10 protein-coding genes are annotated in these 20022 nt (G+C 34.6%); 6 read left to right on the forward strand and 4 right to left on the reverse strand.

Going from position 1 to position 20022, the window contains the following annotated elements; all coding sequences use genetic code 11:
- Positions 1–23: 23 nt before the first annotated feature.
- The 3 genes from ACKOWY_RS01535 to ACKOWY_RS01545 all read left to right on the forward strand — a co-directional run bounded on the left by ACKOWY_RS01535 (position 24) and on the right by ACKOWY_RS01545 (position 1848).
- Positions 24–347, forward strand: a complete 324-nt coding sequence (locus tag ACKOWY_RS01535) for an SUF system Fe-S cluster assembly protein (protein ID WP_353083378.1) — start codon at positions 24–26, stop codon at positions 345–347.
- Positions 348–351: 4 nt separating this feature from the next.
- Positions 352–855, forward strand: a complete 504-nt coding sequence (locus tag ACKOWY_RS01540) for a DUF2480 family protein (RefSeq protein WP_408939677.1) — start codon at positions 352–354, stop codon at positions 853–855.
- 108 nt (positions 856–963) lie between these two features.
- On the forward strand, positions 964–1848 hold the full coding sequence (locus ACKOWY_RS01545) for a DUF3078 domain-containing protein (RefSeq protein ID WP_408939678.1): 885 nt from the start codon (positions 964–966) through the stop codon (positions 1846–1848).
- Between the two features lie 30 nt (positions 1849–1878).
- On the opposite strand, the gene hflX is transcribed toward ACKOWY_RS01545, so the two are convergent.
- Positions 1879–3105: a GTPase HflX gene (gene hflX / locus ACKOWY_RS01550; RefSeq protein ID WP_408939679.1), complete on the reverse strand. Its 1227-nt coding sequence runs from the start codon at positions 3103–3105 to the stop codon at positions 1879–1881.
- Positions 3106–3294: 189 nt separating this feature from the next.
- On the opposite strand from hflX, the gene ACKOWY_RS01555 reads away from it, so the two are divergent.
- From ACKOWY_RS01555 to ACKOWY_RS01565, 3 genes are read left to right on the forward strand one after another with little or no spacing between them, the layout of a single operon-like run.
- A complete protein-coding gene (locus ACKOWY_RS01555) occupies positions 3295–12099 on the forward strand; it encodes a fibronectin type III domain-containing protein (RefSeq protein ID WP_408939680.1) in 8805 nt (2934 codons plus the stop codon).
- Positions 12100–12130: 31 nt separating this feature from the next.
- A complete protein-coding gene (locus ACKOWY_RS01560; RefSeq protein ID WP_408939681.1) occupies positions 12131–13054 on the forward strand; it encodes a type IX secretion system membrane protein PorP/SprF in 924 nt (307 codons plus the stop codon).
- An 18-nt stretch (positions 13055–13072) separates the two neighbouring features.
- Positions 13073–14932, forward strand: a complete 1860-nt coding sequence (locus tag ACKOWY_RS01565) for an OmpA family protein (RefSeq protein ID WP_408939682.1) — start codon at positions 13073–13075, stop codon at positions 14930–14932.
- Between the two features lie 306 nt (positions 14933–15238).
- On the opposite strand, the gene ACKOWY_RS01570 is transcribed toward ACKOWY_RS01565, so the two are convergent.
- The 3 genes from ACKOWY_RS01570 to ACKOWY_RS01580 are packed head-to-tail and all read right to left on the reverse strand — an operon-like array spanning position 15239 to position 19996.
- The gene (locus ACKOWY_RS01570; RefSeq protein ID WP_408939683.1) at positions 15239–16549 is read right to left on the reverse strand and encodes a DUF5689 domain-containing protein; all 1311 of its coding nucleotides are present in this window, start codon (positions 16547–16549) and stop codon (positions 15239–15241) included.
- 17 nt (positions 16550–16566) lie between these two features.
- Positions 16567–17169: a choice-of-anchor J domain-containing protein gene (locus ACKOWY_RS01575; RefSeq protein ID WP_408939684.1), complete on the reverse strand. Its 603-nt coding sequence runs from the start codon at positions 17167–17169 to the stop codon at positions 16567–16569.
- Between the two features lie 10 nt (positions 17170–17179).
- A complete protein-coding gene (locus tag ACKOWY_RS01580) occupies positions 17180–19996 on the reverse strand; it encodes a carboxypeptidase-like regulatory domain-containing protein (RefSeq protein ID WP_408939685.1) in 2817 nt (938 codons plus the stop codon).
- Positions 19997–20022 lie beyond the last annotated feature (26 nt).

The raw sequence follows: 20022 nt of genomic DNA on the forward strand, positions 1-20022 counted from the left end.
ATATTGCCCAAATCATATCAATTATGGAAGAATACAAGGACGAAATTAATTTAGGAGAATCGGTTGTAAAAGTTTTAAAAAGCATTTACGATCCAGAAATCCCAGTAGATATTTATGAATTGGGATTGATTTATGATGTGATGATTAATGAAGAAAACGAAGTAAAAGTATTAATGACTTTAACCTCGCCTAATTGCCCTGTAGCCGAAACCTTACCTCGTGAGGTTGAAGAAAAAGTAACCAAAATAGATGCCATTAAATCGTGTGAAGTAGAGATCACTTTTGATCCGCCTTGGAGTAAAGATTTAATGAGTGAAGAAGCCAAATTAGAATTAGGAATGCTTTAAACAAATGGAAGAAATAATAAATAAAGTTGCTAATTCTTCGCTTCAAGTTTTTGATTTGGAGGATTATTATGTTGCGGGTATTCGAACGCAGTTGGATATTTCGCAATGGCTTTATGAGGGATTTCTATTAAAAGAAAAAGACTTTCGTGAGGCATTGAAAAATCATGATTGGACTCAATATCAAAACCATTTGGTTTCAATTCATTGTTCTTCTGATGCCATTCTTCCTGCATGGGCAAGTATTTTAGTCACAACTTATCTATCTCCATTTGCCCAAAAAGTAGTTCTAGGAACTACTATTGATATGGAAACTTATTTATATCAAGAGGCACTATCCAAGATAGATTATTCTATATATCAAGATAAGCCAGTCATCTTAAAAGGGTGTTCTAAAAAACCCGTTCCCGAATCGGCTTATGTGATGGCAATTCAAAAATTACTACCATTTGCTAAAAGCATTATGTATGGAGAAGCCTGTTCGGCAGTTCCTTTATTTAAAAGTAAATAGGAATAATTAATATTTTTATGTATCTTAATATTAGTATAATTCTTAATGATAATACCAAGCCCTCAATCAAAACAATTTTTTATTTCTAAATTTTAATTTGTAGCACTTATGAAAAAAGGGGTTTTAGTTTTTAGTTTCTTATTATTAGTAACTAATTTTTATGGTCAAACTAGCGAGAAAGAATTTCTCAAAAAGACAGAAGAGATTATTTCCAAAATAGATGCTGATAGGCCAAATGGATGGTATAAAAAAGGGATGTTTACCTTCTTGGCGAATCAAGCCACATTTGAGAATTGGCTGGCGGGAGGGCAAAGTAATATTTCAGGGAGCCTAGGTTTAAATTATGACATTAATTACAAAGGAGATAGTTGGACTTGGGATAATAAAATAATTGCTGCCTATGGACTTACAAAAATTAAGTATCAAGAAATGCAAAAATCGGATGACCGACTCCTATTTAGTTCCTTACTAGGAAAGAAAGCAGGTGGCGAATGGTTTTATTCGGCTTTTTTAAACTTCAAAACCCAATTTGATTCGGGGTTTGAATCGGGAGTAAAAACCTCTCATTTTTTCTCACCCGCCTATTTTCAATTTGGGCCAGGGATGTTGTGGAAAAAAAGCGATAATTTAAAAATTAACATTGCGCCTGCAACTTCAAAAATTATTCTTGTTGATTCCCGATTTACGCAAAATGGTTCTTCTTTTGGAGTTCTTCAAGGACACTCTAGTCGATATGAATTTGGAGCGGCTGTTAATGCCTATTATAAATTCAAATTAATGGAAAATGTTGTTGTGGAAAACATTTTGAATTTATATTCAAATTATTCCGAAAGCCCAGAGAATATTGATATAGATAATACTATTAATGTAACAATGAAAGTAAATAAATATTTAACGACCAATTTTGCGCTTCAAACTATTTATGATGATAATGCTTTTCCAGGATTACAAATTCGCCAAGTTATTGGCTTGGGAGTAAATTATGGATTTTAAAAACATAAAACGCCCGTTAAGGGCGTTTTTTTATTCTTTATCTTCAAGAGCATCTTTGTAATCGGGGTATAAAAACTTATTGTAAGGAAATCTTGTTATATGTATTTCTCTAACCGCCTCATAAACAACCTCTCTAAATTGTTCAAAATTTTCTTTTTCGGTGGCTGAAATGAAAAGCGCCTTTTTCTTTCCTACATTATTCATCCAGGTTGCTTTCCACTCCTCTAGAGTATAATGTTTGCTAGTTTTTTCAGTTATTAAATCATCCGGCTCAATAGTAAGGTGTTGATAGGCGTCTATTTTATTAAACACCATAATCATTGGTTTGTTATCACTTTTTATGTCTAATAATATTTGATTCACCGATTCGATGTGATCTTCAAAATCGGGATGCGAAATATCTACAACATGAAGTAATAAATCCGCCTCACGGACTTCGTCCAATGTACTTTTGAAAGATTCAATTAATTGGGTGGGTAATTTTCTAATAAACCCAACGGTATCGGAAAGTAAAAAGGGCATGTTTTTTATCACTACTTTTCTAACTGTAGTGTCTAAAGTTGCAAAGAGTTTGTTTTCTACAAAAACATCACTTTTGCCAATGGCATTCATTAAAGTTGATTTACCGACATTAGTATATCCAACAAGTGCAACACGAACCATTGCCCCTCTGTTACTTCTTTGAATCGACATTTGTCTGTCGATCGTTTTAATTTTATCTTTTAATAAACTAATACGATCCCTTACAATTCTTCGGTCGGTTTCAATCTCTGTTTCTCCAGGGCCACGCATTCCGATACCTCCTTTTTGACGTTCTAGGTGCGTCCACAATCCTGATAAACGCGGAAGTAAATAAATACATTGTGCTAATTCTACCTGAGTTCTTGCATAGGAAGTTTCTGCTCTTTGCGCAAATATATCTAGGATGAGGTTGGTTCTATCTAAAATTTTACAATCAATTATTCTAGATATGTTTTTTTGTTGAGAAGGAGAAAGCTCATCATCAAAAATAATAGTAGATACTTCATTTGATTTTACAAAGTGATGAATTTCTTCAATTTTTCCAGTACCCAAAAAAGTTTTCGGATTAGGTTTGTCCATCTTTTGCCAAAATCTTTTTATTACTTCGCCGCCTGCAGTGAAGGTTAGGAATTCTAGCTCATCTAAATATTCGATTAGCTTTTCTTCGCTTTGATTTTGTGTAACAATTCCAACAATTACTGTTTTTTCGAAATTTATTTTTTCTTTTTCTAACATAATAATTTATCTGTTACAAAATTAAGTAATTGTTGCGGTTTATGGGAAACTTTAAAAAATAAAAAGAATAAAAAAACTAATATTTTGCTATTAAATTAAAATTTAAATGCTTTTTTCATATTTTTTTTTAAATTTGGAGATTAAATAAAATCTATCAAGCATAAATATAATTAAAATTAATAAATAATAATGAGAAAAATTACCTTTTTACTATTCGCTTTATTGATTTCCTTTGTTGGATATTCTCAATTTCCAACCCCTGGAACAGAAGGCTTTGAGAGCACAACAGGTCCAGATTTACCTCTTGCAACAGCGGTTTCTCCATGGACATTGGGAACAGGTGTAGCTGGAAACCAATGGGCTGTTTTTGACAATGGAGTTGCTGGAACACCAAAGAAAAGATGGGACCGTGCAACTACCAATTTTTATGCGGGAACTCAGGCAGCTTTTATTAATAGAAAGCAAATAGGTTTAGGAAACACCTCTCAAGATTTTTTGGCCACTCCTTTAATTACTGTACCAGCAAGTGGTCAGTTAACATTTTGGACTAGATTAGGTTTTAATGTGGGTGATGTTGTAGATTATGTAATTAAGGTAAATACAAATACCGCTGCAGGTTCTCAAACAAACCCAGCCAATTATTCTACTACAGTTCAATCTTGGAATCAAACCAATCTTGTTGCTACCTATAATATATATGAACAAAAAACGGTAGATTTATCTGCTTATGCGGGTCAACAAATATACTTAGCTTTTGTTAGAGTTTTTACTCAGCCAACAGGATCCTTAGGAGGGAATAGCTGGTATGTTGATGATGTAAAAATTGTTCAACAATGTTTGGCACCAAATAATTTAACTGCAACAAATATTACGCAAAATAGTGCTGACTTAAACTGGTCTAACCCTAGTGGATCTACCTCTTGGGAAATTGAAGTAGTTCCTGCAACAGGAACTCCTACAGGGGCAGGAGATATTTATAATGGTGCTTTACCTTATCCTGCAGTTGGATTGACACCAGCTACAGGCTATGTTTATTATGTAAGATCAAAATGTCCTGATAGTGATAGTGTTTGGGTGGGACCATTCAATTTTACTACATTAACTCCTGGTTTATATTGTGCCTCTGCAATCGTTGTTCCGCCAGCCTTACCTTACAGTACCACAGATACTACTGCAAATTATAGTGATACTACAGATACCACACAACCTGCCGGATGTATTACTTCTGCTACGAATTATATGACTGGTAACGATGTGTTCTACACCTACACCGCAGATACAACAGGAGCAATTAGTATTACAATGACACCACAGGGTGCAACCGCTACCAATTCAAGTATGTTTGTTTATGATGGTTGTGCAAATGTTGGAGTATCCTGTTTAGCTGGAGTAGCAAATGCTACGAATGGAGTAAGAGACATCCCAAGTTTAAATGTAACAGCAGGGCAAACCTATATTATTGTTCTTTCTTCTACTTCTGCAACACAAACGTATCCATATAATCTGGTTATCCAACAATTAAATTGTGCCGCTCCTACTGGTTTAGCAGTTTCTGGGACAACATTTGATGGAACTAATTTATCTTGGACAAGCCCTGCGGCAACTTCATGGGAATATGTTGTTCAAACCGCAGGTTCTGCGATACCTTCTGGATCAGGAACAACAACTACCTCTAGCACTGTAAACCCTATTACTGGATTAAATGCTGATACAGCATACCAATATTGGGTAAGAGCAGATTGCGGTGATGGAACATTTAGTGCTTGGACAGGACCATTTTTATTTACAACAGCTGTTGCACCACCAGTTTGTGGTGGTCAATTTATTGACGATGGAGGTCAAGCTGGAAATTATACTAATAATGCAAATACAATTTATCCAATTTGTCCAGTAACAGCTGGAGACCAAGTTACAGTAACTTTTACAGCATTTAATACTGAATTAAACAATGATACTTTAAAGGTATATGATGGAAATGGAACAACAGGTACCTTATTAGGTACTTATTCTGGAACAACTATCCCAGCTCCGATAACTTCATCATCACCTGACGGATGTTTAACTTTTGTATTTACATCAAATGGAACAACAAATGCAGCTGGATGGGTCGCGAATGTTACATGTTCGCCTGCACCTGCTTGTCAGAAACCAATCTTATTAAATACACCAACTGTACTTTATAATTCTGTTCAATTAGCATGGACTCAACCAGCTAATCCAGACACTACTGTATCAACAGCTTGGGAAGTAATTGCATTACCATGTGGATCTCCTGCTCCTACAGCATCTTCTACAGGGGTAATTGCAGCGCCAACAAATCCTTTTACTGTAACTGGATTGGCACCATTAACTTGTTATGATTTTTATGTTAGAGCAGTTTGTGCTACTAATAGTGAATGGACAGGACCTACAAATGCTACAACTCCAATAGCACCACCTATTTGTGGAGGAAATTTTGTAGATACAGGAGGATTAACTGGGAATTACGCAAATAATGCGAATTACTCTACTCCAATTTGTCCAATAAACCCAGGTGATCAAGTTACCGTAACGTTTACAGCTTTCAATACTCAATTAAATAATGATATTTTAAAAGTATATGATGGAAATGGAACTACTGGAAATCTTTTAGGAACCTTTTCAGGAACCACAATTCCTCCAGCAATTACATCATCCTCACCTGATGGTTGCTTAACATTTGTATTTACATCTAATGCTACTACAACTTCCGCTGGTTGGTTGGCAGATGTTACTTGTGCTCCAGCACCAGCTTGTCAAAAACCAATTTTATTAAACGCACCATCATCTACAGTATTATATAACTCTGTTCAATTAGCATGGATACAACCTGCTAACCCAGATACAACAGTTCCAACTGCATGGGAAGTATTAGCTTTACCATGTGGATCACCTGCTCCAACTGCTTCTTCAACTGGAGTAATTTCAGCATCTTCAAATCCATTTACAGTTACTGGTTTAACTCCATTAACTTGTTATGATTTTTACGTAAGAGCAGTTTGTTCTTCTACTAGTGCAAGTTCATGGACTGGTCCAACAACTGCAACAACTCCAATCGCACCACCTATTTGTGGAGGAAACTTTGTAGACCCAGGAGGAATTGGATCAAACTATGCTAATAACATTACAGCTGCTACAGGTACAACTACAATTTGTCCTACAAATCCAGGCGATCGAGTTACAGTTACTTTTACATCTTTCAATACAGAATTAGGTAATGACCTATTAAAAGTATACAGTGGGAATGGTACTACAGGATTATTGTTAGGAACTTATTCAGGGACTACTATACCTCAACCTGTAACTTCTGTTTCACCTGATGGATGTCTAACTTTTGTATTTACATCTAATGGAACTACAAATGCTGCTGGATGGGTTGCAAATGTTAGTTGTGCTCCAGCTCCGGCATGTCAAAATCCAGTAGTAATTAATGCTCCTACAGTTCAAAGTACTGCAATAACATTAACTTGGACACAGCCAGCCAATCCTGATACTACTGTAGCTTCTGCATGGGAAATACTTGCATTACCTTGTGGCTCACCTGCGCCTACAGCAACTACAACTGGCGCAATTTCAGTTTCTACAAATCCATACACAATTACTGGTTTATCAATATCTACTTGTTACGATATTTACATTAGAGCAGTTTGTTCGTCTACTAGTTCTAGCCCTTGGTCTCTTCCAAAAACCGTAACAACTACCCCTTGTGATAATGCATGTAATTATATTTTCACTGTAAAAGATTCATTCGGTGATGGATGGAATGGAAATACTATGAGCGTAATTCAAAATGGAGTTACTGTAGCTACCTTAACTGGGCCAACAGCTGCTCAAGGAACTACTCCTCAGAATGTTTCTGTAACTTTATGCCCTGGGCCTTTCCAATTATTTTGGAATGCAGGCGGTACGTTTGCTACAGAAGTTGGTGTATCTATTACAAGTTTCTTAGGTGATGTAATTTACACACATGCTCCTGGTTCTGGGTTACAAAATACTTTACTATTCACTGATAATACCATCTGTACTCCACCTACTTGTCCTAAACCTACTGCAGTTTCTGCAGGATCTACTTCAGATACTACGGCAACAGTAACTTGGACAGAAAACGGAACGGCAACGCAATGGGAAATTATTATTTTACCTCAAGGTTCTCCAGCACCACTTCCGGGAGCAACAGGAACTATGGTAAACACTAACCCATATACCCTTACTGGATTAACAATAGGAACTTTTTATGATGTTTATGTGAGAGCAGTATGTTCTCCTACAGATTCTAGTTTCTGGTCAACTGTAACACCATTATATATTAATCCACCATTACCAAACTGTGCAGGGGTTAATTTAAATTTAACAACAACAAGTCCAGGACAATTAGATATATGTCCAGATAATAACTGTGTTAACTTAACAGCTACCTATACAGATTCTCATGATACAAGCGCCTATAATGTTTATTCTACAACTTATGCGCCTCCATTCCCATTTATTGGAGGGACGCAAGTTTCTGTTAATGTAGATGATGTTTGGTCTGGAGATTTACCTATTCCATTTAAATTTTGTTTCTATGGAAATGCGTATAATGCTTTAAATATTGGTTCAAATGGTGTAGTTACTTTTAACTCACATGCACCAAATTCAAATTGTCCTTGGGCTTATACAGCACAGATACCAAGCACAACTTTCCCAATTTTAAATGCTATTTACGCACCATATCAAGATACTAACCCTAGTATCACTACACCTCCAGCAGCTCCAAATATTAATTATCAGGTATTAGGTATTGCTCCATGTAGAGTATTTGTAATTAATTTCACTAATGAAGCTCAATTTAGTTGCGGAATTAATGTTGGATTACAAACAAGCCAATTGGTGTTGTATGAAACTTCAAATGTTATTGATATTTATATTAAAGATAGAACAGCTTGTACAACTTGGAACTCTGGAAGTGGAGTAATAGGTATTCAAAATGCAGCTGGAACTAATGCTGTTGTGCCACCTAATAGAAACACGGGTCCTTGGGAAGCACATAATGAAGCATGGAGATTCTTACCAAGTGGAAACTCAAATGTAACTTTCCAATGGTTACAAAATGGAGCTCCACTAACACCTAATTTATCTACTTCAGTTTGTATTACACAAGACACAAACATGACTGCACAAGCAACTTATACAGCATGTGATGGAACGCAAGTAATTAAATCAGAAAATGTATTATTACATTTATTGACACCAGTTACACCTACCTTTGCTCCAATCGGGCCAATTTGTCAAGGATCAACTGCACCACTATTGCCATCGATTTCTAATAATACTACAGGTATTACAGGAGTTTGGTCGCCTGCTACTATAGATACTTCTGTATCAGGAACTGTTCATTATACATTTACACCAAATGCAGGTCAATGTGCAGTACCTACATCAATGGACATTACGGTAAACAATAATGTAGCACCTTTATTTACTACACCAGCACCAATTTGTACTGGTACACCAGCACCGGTATTACCAACATTGTCTAACAACACGCCAGCAATAACTGGAACATGGAATCCAGCAGTTGTTAGCAACACCACCTCAGGAACTTATACATTTACACCTGACGCGGGTCAGTGTGCTTCAACAGCAACTGTTCAAGTAACCGTTAATAATAGTTGTGCATTAGGAAGTTACGCAAGTGCAGTTTGGTTAACAAATTGTGCAACTTCTAATTTCTTTAATACTGTTGGTTCAGGCGCAGACTTAATAGGTCCTGCAGCCAATGTATTTGCCAATACTGATTTTGGAACTTACGTTCAAAACTCAAATAATTTTATTTTAAGAGGAGCAGAAGTTAAAACTTTTAAATCTACATCTTCAAACTTTTGTAGTGCAAGATTAAATTATAGAGTTTATCCTGCTGCAACTACACCGGGTGCTTTCCAAGTAATGGATTTACCTTGGTTGGAAGATTGTTCAGGAAGTACTTTCCCTTCAGGTGGGCCTTGTAACCCAGGAGATCAAAAATGGCAAAGAGTAGTTGCAAATGGAACTACTACTCCATATGCACCTGTAAATTTAACTGCATACCCTCCAGGAAACTATGTGCTTCAAGTATATTATGATTTAACTGGTAGCGATTCAAGTGCTTCAGGTTGTAACCAAAATTTCTTAATAGATAATAATGGTGCTTATTATACAGCTACCTTTACCATTCAAGCACAACCAAGTTATGCGAGTGTAAATCCTTCTACATGTGGAGGTGCAAATGGATCTATTTCGATTTCTGGTTTGGAACCAAATACTTCATACGGTCTTTCTTATAACCAGGGAACTACTCCTGTTGGTCCTAATAATTTAGTTTCGGATGCATCAGGTACAATTGTAATTAATGGTTTAATTGCAGGTAACTATTCCAACTTCTCATTAACTTTGAATGGTTGTACTTATCCTTATTCAACACCAATTGTATTAGTTGACCCTAGTATTCCAACTGTAACTGTTAATAGCCCAACAGTTTGTGCAAGTGCTTTGGCTACAATCACAGCAACTCCTAGTATAACAGGAAATTACTCTTATTCTTGGACTGTCCCTTCTGGATTTACAAACCCAGGAAATGTTGCTACGTTTACAACATCAGTTGCTGGAGTATATTCTGTGATTATTACAAATACAGTTACTGGATGTTCAAGCACAAGTGCTTCAGGAACAGTTGTTGTTAATCCTATAATAACACCTACATTTAATGCAATTGCACCTATTTGTTCAGGAACTGCTGCTCCAATATTACCAACAGCTTCTACAAATACGCCAACTGCTATTAATGGAACTTGGTCTCCTTCTGTTGTAAGTAATACAACAACTGGCACCTATACATTTAATCCAAATACAGGGCAATGTGCTGTATCTACAACCATTAATGTTACTGTAAATTCAGTACCGGCTCCAGTGGTTAATGTGATTACTCAGCCTACATGTGCAGTGCCAACAGGAACTGTAGAAGTTACTTCTCCGCTTTCGGTTACTGGAGGGGTAGCACCAACAGATTTATTTATCTCTGAAGCTACCGATTCTAATTCAGGATCTTTATCCTATGTAGAACTATATAATGGAACTGGAGCATCAATTAACTTATCTAATTATTCAATTAAAACTGCTAATAATGGAAATGCCTACGGATTTACATTGCCATTAAACAATGTTAATCTTGCTTCAGGCTCAACTTATGTAGTTGCTTTAGGTTATAATATGGGAACTGCATGTTCTAATCCTGGAGGTGATGGATCATTGGGAGCACAAAATAATGCTTCAGGATCTGTAAACTTCTCTGCTAATGGACATGACCATTATGGATTATTTAATGGCACTACATTAATTGATAGTTGGGGTGAATTTGGAAATAACAATTGGGCTCCTTCAAGTGTAGGAACTGAAGGTGCAGATTTTAGAAGAAAAAACAATGTTACTCCACTGCCAAATGCTACATTTAATAATAATGATTGGGATGCATTAGATTATGCTGGAAATACTCCTGCAGATTGTGCTAATAATGATTACTCAAATATTGGAGTTTATTCTATGAATACTTCTACAACTACTAGTTATCAATATAATGTAGATGGAGGTGCATATCAAACAAGTCCAATATTTACAGGTCTTACTCCTGGAGTTCATAATATTACTGTTCAAGATATGTTAACAGGATGTATTTCTGTAATTACTAATGTAACAATCAATACTCCTCCGGTTGGACCTACAGTTACAGTGAATAGTCCATCAGTATGTGGTGTAAACGCAACAGTTACTGCAACACCAGGAACACCAGGAACTTACACTTATGTTTGGACAGTTCCAGCAGGAGCAGTTAACCCAGGAAACGTTGATACATTTGTTGCAACTGTTTCAGGTTCTTATTGTGTTGTTATTACTAATACTGTTACTAGTTGTTCAAGTTCTAGCGTTTGTGGTACAGTAACTCTTAAACCAATACCAACAGTTACTGTTTCAAATCCAGTAAATTGTGGTGTAAGCGCTACAATTGCTGCAACTCCTGGAACAGCGGGTACTTATACTTATGCTTGGACAGTTCCAGCAGGATCATCTAACCCAGGAAACGTTGCTTCATTTAATGCTACTGTATCAGGGACTTATTCTGTTGTAATTACAAATACCACAAGTGGTTGTGCTAGTGCTTCTGCATCTGGCGTAGCAACAATAAATGCATTACCAACAGTATCGGTAAATAGTTCAGTTGTCTGTAACGGAACTTCTTCTACAGTAACTGCTACTCCAGGTACTGCAGCAACTTATTCTTATGCATGGACAGTTCCAGCTGGAGCTGCTAATCCTGGAAATGTTGCTTCATTTACATCAACTGTAGCAGGAACTTATTCAGTTATTATTACAAATACTTCAACAGGTTGTATAAGTAGTAGTGCATCTGGAACTATTGCATTTGTTCCTTCATTTGATTATACTTTATTTGGGGAGTGTGTTGATAATAATTTTACATTAGAAATTATACCTTCAGGAAATTCATTTGATCCAAGCACATCAACATTTGCCTGGACCGTTAATAGTAATACATCAACAATTGGTACTAATTCAACTTTTAATTCTACTGCATACTTTACAGATCCTGCAGTAACCACTCCAATGCCGGCTACATTCCATGTAAATGTAACTACAGTTGATGGTTGCCAGCAAAGTCATTCGATTTTAGTTGATAGAATTTACTGTGATATTCAAAGAGGTATTTCTCCTAACGATGATAATAAAAATGATTTCTTTGATTTAAGATTAATGAATGTTCAACAATTAGAAATCTTTAATAGATACGGAACAAAAGTTTATTCTAAGATGGATTATACCAATGAATGGATAGGACAATCAAATTCTGGTAGTGAACTACCTGATGGAACTTATTACTATGTAATTGAGTTTAAAAACAACCAACCTACAAAAACCGGTTGGATATACATCAACAGAGATTCTAAATAATTAGTAACGTAAAATGATAAATCTTCATAAAATGAAAAAAATATATTTCCTAATTGCGTTAGCATTATTCACAATTGTTGATGTAAATGCGCAACAAGATCCTCAATATACCCAATACATGTATAACATGAGTATTATGAACCCGGCTTATGCAGGTTCTAAAGAAAACATGACAGGAGGGATATTATACAGAAAACAATGGCTTGATATTGAAGGAGCTCCTACTACAGGAACCTTCTTTATTAACTCGCCTGTTGGTAAAAATGTAGGTTTAGGACTTTCTGCCATTAATGATAAAATTGGTCCTGTAGAAGAAACGAATGTTTATGCAGATTTCTCTTACACTTTAAATCTTGGTGGCGATCGTAGATTGGCATTTGGTTTAAAAGGTGGAGGAACCTTTCATAAAGTTGGATTGTTTTCGGAAATTGGTGACGGACACGTTCCTGATTTAAATGACCCTGCCTTCCAACAAAATTCTAGTAAATCATTTTTAAATCTTGGTTCTGGATTCTTTTATTATACCAATAAATATTATGTTGCAGTTTCACTTCCAAATATGTTAAAATCAAGTTATTTAGATTATAATGGAAGACGATTTGGAACAGAAACATTACACTACTTTATTACTGGAGGTTATGTGTTTGATATTAACCCAGACTTAAAATTCAAGCCATCTACTATGATTAAATCGGCAATGAATGCACCTATTTCTGTAGATTTATCTGCCAACTTCTTATTCAATGATAAAATTGAAGTTGGAGGAACTTACAGACTACAAGACTCTTTTGGTGCAATTGTAAATTATGCGGTTAATCCAAATTTAAGAATTGGATACGCCTACGATCACATTGTTTCAGATTTAAAGGTAACTACACCTTCTTCTCACGAGATCATGATTTTATTTAATTTGAATTTCCCGAAAAAAGTATCCCAATCTCCAAGATATTTCTAACATAAACCAAGTATAAAAATGAAAAATCTATATATAGTATTAAGTTTTTTAGCAATAAGCACTTCTATTATTGCTCAAAATCAAGACACCAAAATTGCTGATAAATTATTTCAACGTTATGAATATGTTAAAGCAATTAAAGAATATCAAAAACTGGTTGATGGAGGTAGTTCTGATGGATATGTATTTAAACAAATAGCTGATGCTTATTACAATATGTTTAATACAACAGAGGCAATAAAATGGTATGCAAAAGCTACTACTTCAAAGCAGGATGCAGAAACGTATTATCGTTATGCCCAAATGTTAAAATCAAATGGAAAATATGAAGAGTCAAACAAGCAAATGAGCAAATTTGCAGCTTTAGCTCCAAATGATTTAAGAGCTAAATCGTTCAAAGAAAATCCAAATTATGTTCCAAAACTTGTACAAGGAGTTACATACGCCGTAACACCTGTAGCAATTAGTTCAGATAAATCTGATTTTGGAGCGGTTTTATATGATAAAACACTTTATTTTACAAGTGCTAGAAATGGTTCTAGAAAAAATTATGGTTGGAGTGGTGAGCCGTTTTTAGATATTTACACATCAATTATGGCCGATTCAGGAACTTTTTCAGAGCCAGTTCCATTAGAATCAGTTAATCATAAAAGACATGATGGTCCTGTTACAATTAGTGCTGACGGAAACACTATGTATTTTTCAAGTGATAGCTTCAGAGAAGGGTTATATGAAAAAGACAAATCAAACCACTTAAAATTAGGTAGAAATAATTTATATGTTGCTACTAAATCGGGTGAAACATGGTCTAATATTAAGCCATTACCTTTTAACAGTAAAGACTATTCATTAAGTAACCCAAGTTTGAGTAGAGATGGTAAAACACTTTATTTTTCTTCAAATATGCCTGGAAGTATTGGCGGTGTTGATATCTGGAAAGTTTCTATTAATGGTAGCGAATTTGGTAAACCTGAAAATTTAGGTCCAAAAGTGAATACTGAAGGAAATGAAAGTTTCCCTTTTATTGCAGACGATAATACTACACTATATTTTGCATCTAGTGGTAAACCGGGATACGGAGGATTAGATATTTTTCAAATTGACTTAGCTAAAGGAACTGAGGCGGTTAATATGGAAAAACCACTAAATACCGAAAAAGACGATTTCGACTTTACTTTTAATAAAGCAAAAAACATTGGATTCCTTTCTAGTAATAGAAACGGTACAGACGATTTATTCTTAGCAACTCCACTTTGTTCCGTTGATTTATTAGTTATTGTTACAAATGCTAAGACAGGAGAAATATTGGACAATGCTAAAGTTGCAATTTTAGATTCTAAAAATAATGTAATTGCTACTGAATATTCAAACAATAAAGGAGAAGTAAACTTTAAAATAGAGTGTAACACTCCGTATTCAATTCAGGCATCGAAAGATGGATTTGAAGGAAATGTTTTTGCTGTAGAGAAAAGCAAAGGACCAACTGCTAAATTACCAGCGCCATTGCAACCAATTGATGTGATTATTACACCAACAGAAATTGTATTGAAACCAATTTATTTTGAATTTGATAAGAGTAACATCACACAACAAGGTGCTTTTGAATTAGATAAATTAGTTCAGGTAATGAAAAACAACGATAAGTTGGTAATATTTGCTAAATCACACACTGATAGTAGAGGAAGCGATACGTATAACCTTTCATTATCAGACAGAAGAGCACAAGCAACTGTTCAATATGTAATTTCTAAAGGAATACCTGCAGAGCGTATTAGCGGTAAAGGATTTGGTGAAAGCGAACCAGTTGTTCCTTGTAACCCATGTACGGAAGAAGAATATGCTAAGAACAGACGTTCAGAATTCCTGATTGTTAAATAATCAAAGAGTTCCTAATTATAAAAATGCCCTGATGAAAATCAGGGCATTTTATTTTTAAGCCATTAGTGAGGTAAAATTACATCAATAAACTAAATATATTTAAACCCGCTAATCGTGTCTTATTTTAGACTTAATTAGGCTTATTCACGGCATCAATAATCAATTATCATTTAATTAATCGAGACGTTTTCAATTTCAATTGAATAATAAGCTATGTCCACAATACACTTTTATATTTTCATGTCAATACATACATAAACAAAGAAAGCCGCTGTACAGCGGCTTTCTTTATAGAATAAAGCTAAATTAATTAGCAGTAATTAATACATTATCCACCTCCCATGTTGCCGCAGCAGAAGTGGTTGAAGTATATTTAAATGCTATTCTTACGTTACTTTGATTAGCAGCAGTACTAGAAATATTAATTGCTCCAGAATTTGTCCAAGCAAAATTACTATTTACAGGTGCCATAGTAGCTGAAACTAAGGTCCATGTAGCTGCAGAAGGAGCCCCGCCTGTATAATTTGTAGAAATATACACTTGAAGACTATTACCATTATATTTAGTAGCGCTATCGAAAATTAATTTTCCAATTGTTTTATTTGTGAAATCAATGCTTGGAGAAATTAACCAATCTTCATTGTTTTTATTTCCACCCGCGTATCCCGAAATAGTTGCACAAAACGAAGGATTACCATACGAACTTCCTGTCCAAATTTCATTTCCAACTACACTAACACTTGTCCATGCTCCAATTCCTGTTGTGAAATCTTCAATAAATTGACGCGGACTTGAAAGATGTAAATCAGCAGATTTTCTAATCATAAATTGATAATCGGAATTGTATTTAGTCATTACTCCACGAATACTTCCAGCTCCCGAAGGAACACTTTCTGTTGAAAAAGTTGCATACTGACTAACTCTAATGATTTTAGGAGCGCCACCATTTTGAGAATCTACAAATGTATGGTTGGTAGCATACCCTCCAGAGTTAATATCATAAAGCGTTCTCCCTAATGAACTTGATGAAAATTGAACATTATCAATTTCAATTAAGGTGTTTTGATTTACATCTAAAATAGCATTAGCTAAAGACATATGTCTTAATAAAGCACTTTCGTCTAAAACAGTATTTGATGGGAAAAGATAATTTAAATAATCTGTTCCTTCAATTCCAGCAATTCCCGAATTAGTTGTTGCATCCGCAATTCCTATTTGCATAGATCCAAATACTTTTGCAATTGCTAATCCTTTTAATTTGATATATACTTTTCTTCCTGGAGTAAATCCGTCTGCAAATAACATTGGTTTATTTACAGAAACACTAAATCCAATAGGAGCAGTGGCTCCACCTGATGGAACACTTTGAAAAGAAATAGATTTGTAGAAATTACCATCTTTATCACTTGAAGTAACATACGCCTCAATGATGTCGTCTGCAGTATATACTGTAGCTGTAGTTGTTACAGGTACTGCTGCTACTTGAATAGTTGGTGTTAATTCGTAGGTTTTTATGTTGGCCGTAGCGCCCCAATCTTCTTTATCTGCAATTGAACAACTTCCTGCAATAAATAATAAGGCAACAACAGCTACAATATTTAATAGATTCTTTTTCATTTTTATATTATTAATTATTAATAAACAATTCTTACATTATCTACTTGATATGCACCTGTTGATGGGTTTATACCAGTATATTTAAAAGCAAAATGTATGTTTCCAGTAAGATAAGATAAATCAATTTTTCCAGAATTCACATAAGCATAAGAAGATGTTAATGGATAAGGTAAAGTAGAAGTATAGCTAACTTTAGTCCAATGTGAAGCACCGAAATTGCCATTATAATCTTTTGAAATATAAACTTCAAGACTATTACTTGTTGAAGTTACATATTTATCATGACAGGTTTGAAATGACAAACTCTCACCTTCGTGTTGGTCTAAATCAATAGCGGGAGAAATTAACCAACTAATATTTGCCGCATCTCCACTGCCATATGCAGTAAATGTTGCATATCCATCTCCTGCATATACACCACCTGACCATAATTTTGAACCAATTTCAGCATAGGAATTCCATCCACTTGGCAAAGCAGTTCCTCCAGCATTATCGAAATTTTCGGCAAAATATACTTGCTTTAACGTAGGATATTCAATATCACTACTACTCGTACAACTAGAAAATACAACGGCAATTACCGCTATAAAAATTAGTTTCTTAAACTGTAATGTTTTCATATTTTAATAATTAAAAATTAATATATAAGTTGATCAAGAAAGTTCTTCCGTATCCATAAAAGTATTTAGATCCAAATACCGGAGTTGCTACTGCACCTGCGCTTGGGTTATTTGGGTTAACATGTGGAGTATAGTCTTGATCTAATTGTTTAAAGTTACCATTTCTAGCTTGTTCATAACCACCAGATTTATATTTAACATCAAAAAGGTTATTAATATTTGCAGTAAAACCAATTGTAGATTGTTTAATTTTCCATGATTTACCACCAATTAAATTAACTAAAACAAAATCATTAAGTTTTTCTTGTTTTAATAATTCTTCCCCTCTTACTGTGTTTGCTCCCGAATAAGGTACCCCAGGAGAAAAAACTTCATCATCATAAAAGTGCTCGGTTCTAGTAATTGGCGCAATATCTACGTAGTTTCCTCCTAGGTAATTTGCATTTGCACCTACCCACCAAAATTTAGGATCTCTATATTCTAAGCCAATTGAAGCCGCTTGTTGTGGCGTTCCAGATTGTCTGTAATTTCTAATTTTTGCATTTCCATAATCCAAAATTGGTTTAGGGTTGGTTGCAGATGCATTTGCATCAACACTCACCGCTACATCTGGGTTGCTGGTGTAAATATATTCTCCATAAGCAGCACAAAAAGTTGCTTTTAATGTAGAAGTAATAGGGTATTCTGCTCCAAATTCTAATCCAACATTTCTTTTGTCTATACCAGTTAAAGTTTCAGCTACAAATAAACCTGAAGTACTTCCTGAACCAATAGCATCAGCAAAGAAAAAACTAGTTTCAGTTTGGTTTTGTATTTGTGAAAAATAAGCAGTAAACCTAGTTTTTAATTTAGGTGAATTAATAATGTAGCTAATATCTGCACTAGATACCAATTCGCTTTGAATTCCATCTACCGTATTGTTATTTAGACGGGCATTATTGAAAACATTTTTAAGTCCAGGAGTTTTAGTCATATAGGCTCCATTAACAGATAAAAATTGTCTTCCAGTTATCTTATAAGTTATACCACCTTTAAACCCAAAATTATCAAATGAATATTTGTCACTTTTTCCATAAGAGTTCGTAGGATAATATCCGTTTTTATATAATCCTTCTCTTTGATATTCAGAACGAGAGAACGATTGAGTCATGAAAAAGTCAAATTTTTTGTAAACAAACTTGAATTGGGTAAATGCATCAATATTATTCGAAAACAAATTGTAATTGTATCCAAAAGTATCTCCAACATGAATTTGACGATTAGGATTATTCAAGTCCTGTTGTTGTTGATCTGCACCAACACCATATAAGGATTTATCTAAGTAATAACTTCCTCCTAATAAATCCAACATGTTTTGGAAATTATGCGATTTTAAGTTTCTAAAAGTAATTCCACCGTTAAATACGATATTTTCAGATAATTGTGAATTAATGATTGTATTTGCAGTGAATGTTTTATCGTCTGTACGATCTTCATATAAGGTGTAAACACTTTTTCCGTTTGGTTCATTTGCATTAATCATTTGTTGCCAATTCAATTGACCGTCTGCTAATAATGCTACTTTATTAGCTTCTGCTTGTGCAAAATCTGGACTCCAGTTTCCAGCAGAATCATAATAAGAGATTTCATAACTTGGCATGTTGTGATAATAAGTTGGATCTGGATTAGTTACACCTTGATAAGTTAATCTACTATTTCCAACTTTTCCAAATTGATAGGAAACATTGGTGTTGATATTTGTTTTAGGACTAACTTTCCAATAATCACTTAAAATAAAAATCGGCTCTTCAACGGTTTTCATTCTAGAGTTTCTTCTTTTACCATCCATATAACCCCAATATGAATTATACTGAGATCCTTTTAAGTCAATAACTTCTTGAGTATTTGGCGAAGTCTTCCCTTTTGTATCTTTATCATAAATGGTAGTAAAGTTGATAGAATGGTTTGAGCTGATTCTTTTTTCAACACTAGCCAAAAACGAATTTGCCGACATGGTAGTTCCTTCAAAATAACCATCATCACCAAATCTTCTTGAAGCAGAAATTGTATAAGCCCATCCGTTTTTTCTCATCCCAGAAGAAGTAGTACCCATAATTCTTCCATTATAATTGGTATTGGTACCAGCCATAGATATTCTATTTCCTGGACGGTATAAAGAAGCTCGGGTATTAATTTCATTAGTTCCTACAATTCCACCAAATGCATAGTCGGAAGGCATAAGACCTGTAGTAAATTCTTGATTTCTAGTGGCGTCATTTAACCCTCCCCAATTGCTATATTGTGGTCTTCCGTCAAAAGCTTTATTCATGATTACACCATTAATTAAAGTGGTGCCATATTCACTATCTAATCCACGAAGTCTGTAGTGTGCAGCACCCCAGTTAAATGCAACCGCTTGGTTAAATGCATCTCTAGAAGCTTGAAGCAAACTAGAAGTACTTTCAGACCCACTGTTATCATCGCTTAGATCATTATCATTAATAGAAATTAAATTAATTTGAAGCTCTTGAGTAATATCCTCCTCTAATACAACTACACCCAAATCTAAATTTTGCCCTTTTACAACATTTATTGTAAGCAATTGGTCTTTATATCCGGCGCTTTTTACATAAACTAGGTGACTTTCTTCAGAAACATTTTTAAGAACAAATTTTCCTGAAGCATCGGTGATTTCTGTTAAATTACTATTTTGAACAGATACAACAACATCTTGTAATGGTTTTTGTGTTTTTGAATCCACCACTTTTCCTGTAATATTTGTAACAGATTGGGCAAATACAAAACACACTTGCATCACAAATAACAAACTAATGACAAGTTTTTTCATAAATTGATTTAAATTAATTTTCTTTT

The organism is Flavobacterium sp., assembly GCF_046073885.1.
In the GTDB taxonomy this organism is placed as follows: Bacteria; Bacteroidota; Bacteroidia; order Flavobacteriales; family Flavobacteriaceae; genus Flavobacterium.

Bases quoted from the DNA above. Each gene is read 5' to 3' on its own strand.
- ACKOWY_RS01535 (WP_353083378.1), top strand. From the start codon at position 24: ATGGAAGAATACAAGGACGAAATTAATTTAGGAGAATCGGTTGTAAAA.
- ACKOWY_RS01540 (WP_408939677.1), top strand. From the start codon at position 352: ATGGAAGAAATAATAAATAAAGTTGCTAATTCTTCGCTTCAAGTTTTT.
- ACKOWY_RS01545 (WP_408939678.1), top strand. From the start codon at position 964: ATGAAAAAAGGGGTTTTAGTTTTTAGTTTCTTATTATTAGTAACTAAT.
- hflX (WP_408939679.1), bottom strand. From the start codon at position 3,105: ATGTTAGAAAAAGAAAAAATAAATTTCGAAAAAACAGTAATTGTTGGA.
- ACKOWY_RS01555 (WP_408939680.1), top strand. From the start codon at position 3,295: ATGAGAAAAATTACCTTTTTACTATTCGCTTTATTGATTTCCTTTGTT.
- ACKOWY_RS01560 (WP_408939681.1), top strand. From the start codon at position 12,131: ATGAAAAAAATATATTTCCTAATTGCGTTAGCATTATTCACAATTGTT.
- ACKOWY_RS01565 (WP_408939682.1), top strand. From the start codon at position 13,073: ATGAAAAATCTATATATAGTATTAAGTTTTTTAGCAATAAGCACTTCT.
- ACKOWY_RS01570 (WP_408939683.1), bottom strand. From the start codon at position 16,549: ATGAAAAAGAATCTATTAAATATTGTAGCTGTTGTTGCCTTATTATTT.
- ACKOWY_RS01575 (WP_408939684.1), bottom strand. From the start codon at position 17,169: ATGAAAACATTACAGTTTAAGAAACTAATTTTTATAGCGGTAATTGCC.
- ACKOWY_RS01580 (WP_408939685.1), bottom strand. From the start codon at position 19,996: ATGAAAAAACTTGTCATTAGTTTGTTATTTGTGATGCAAGTGTGTTTT.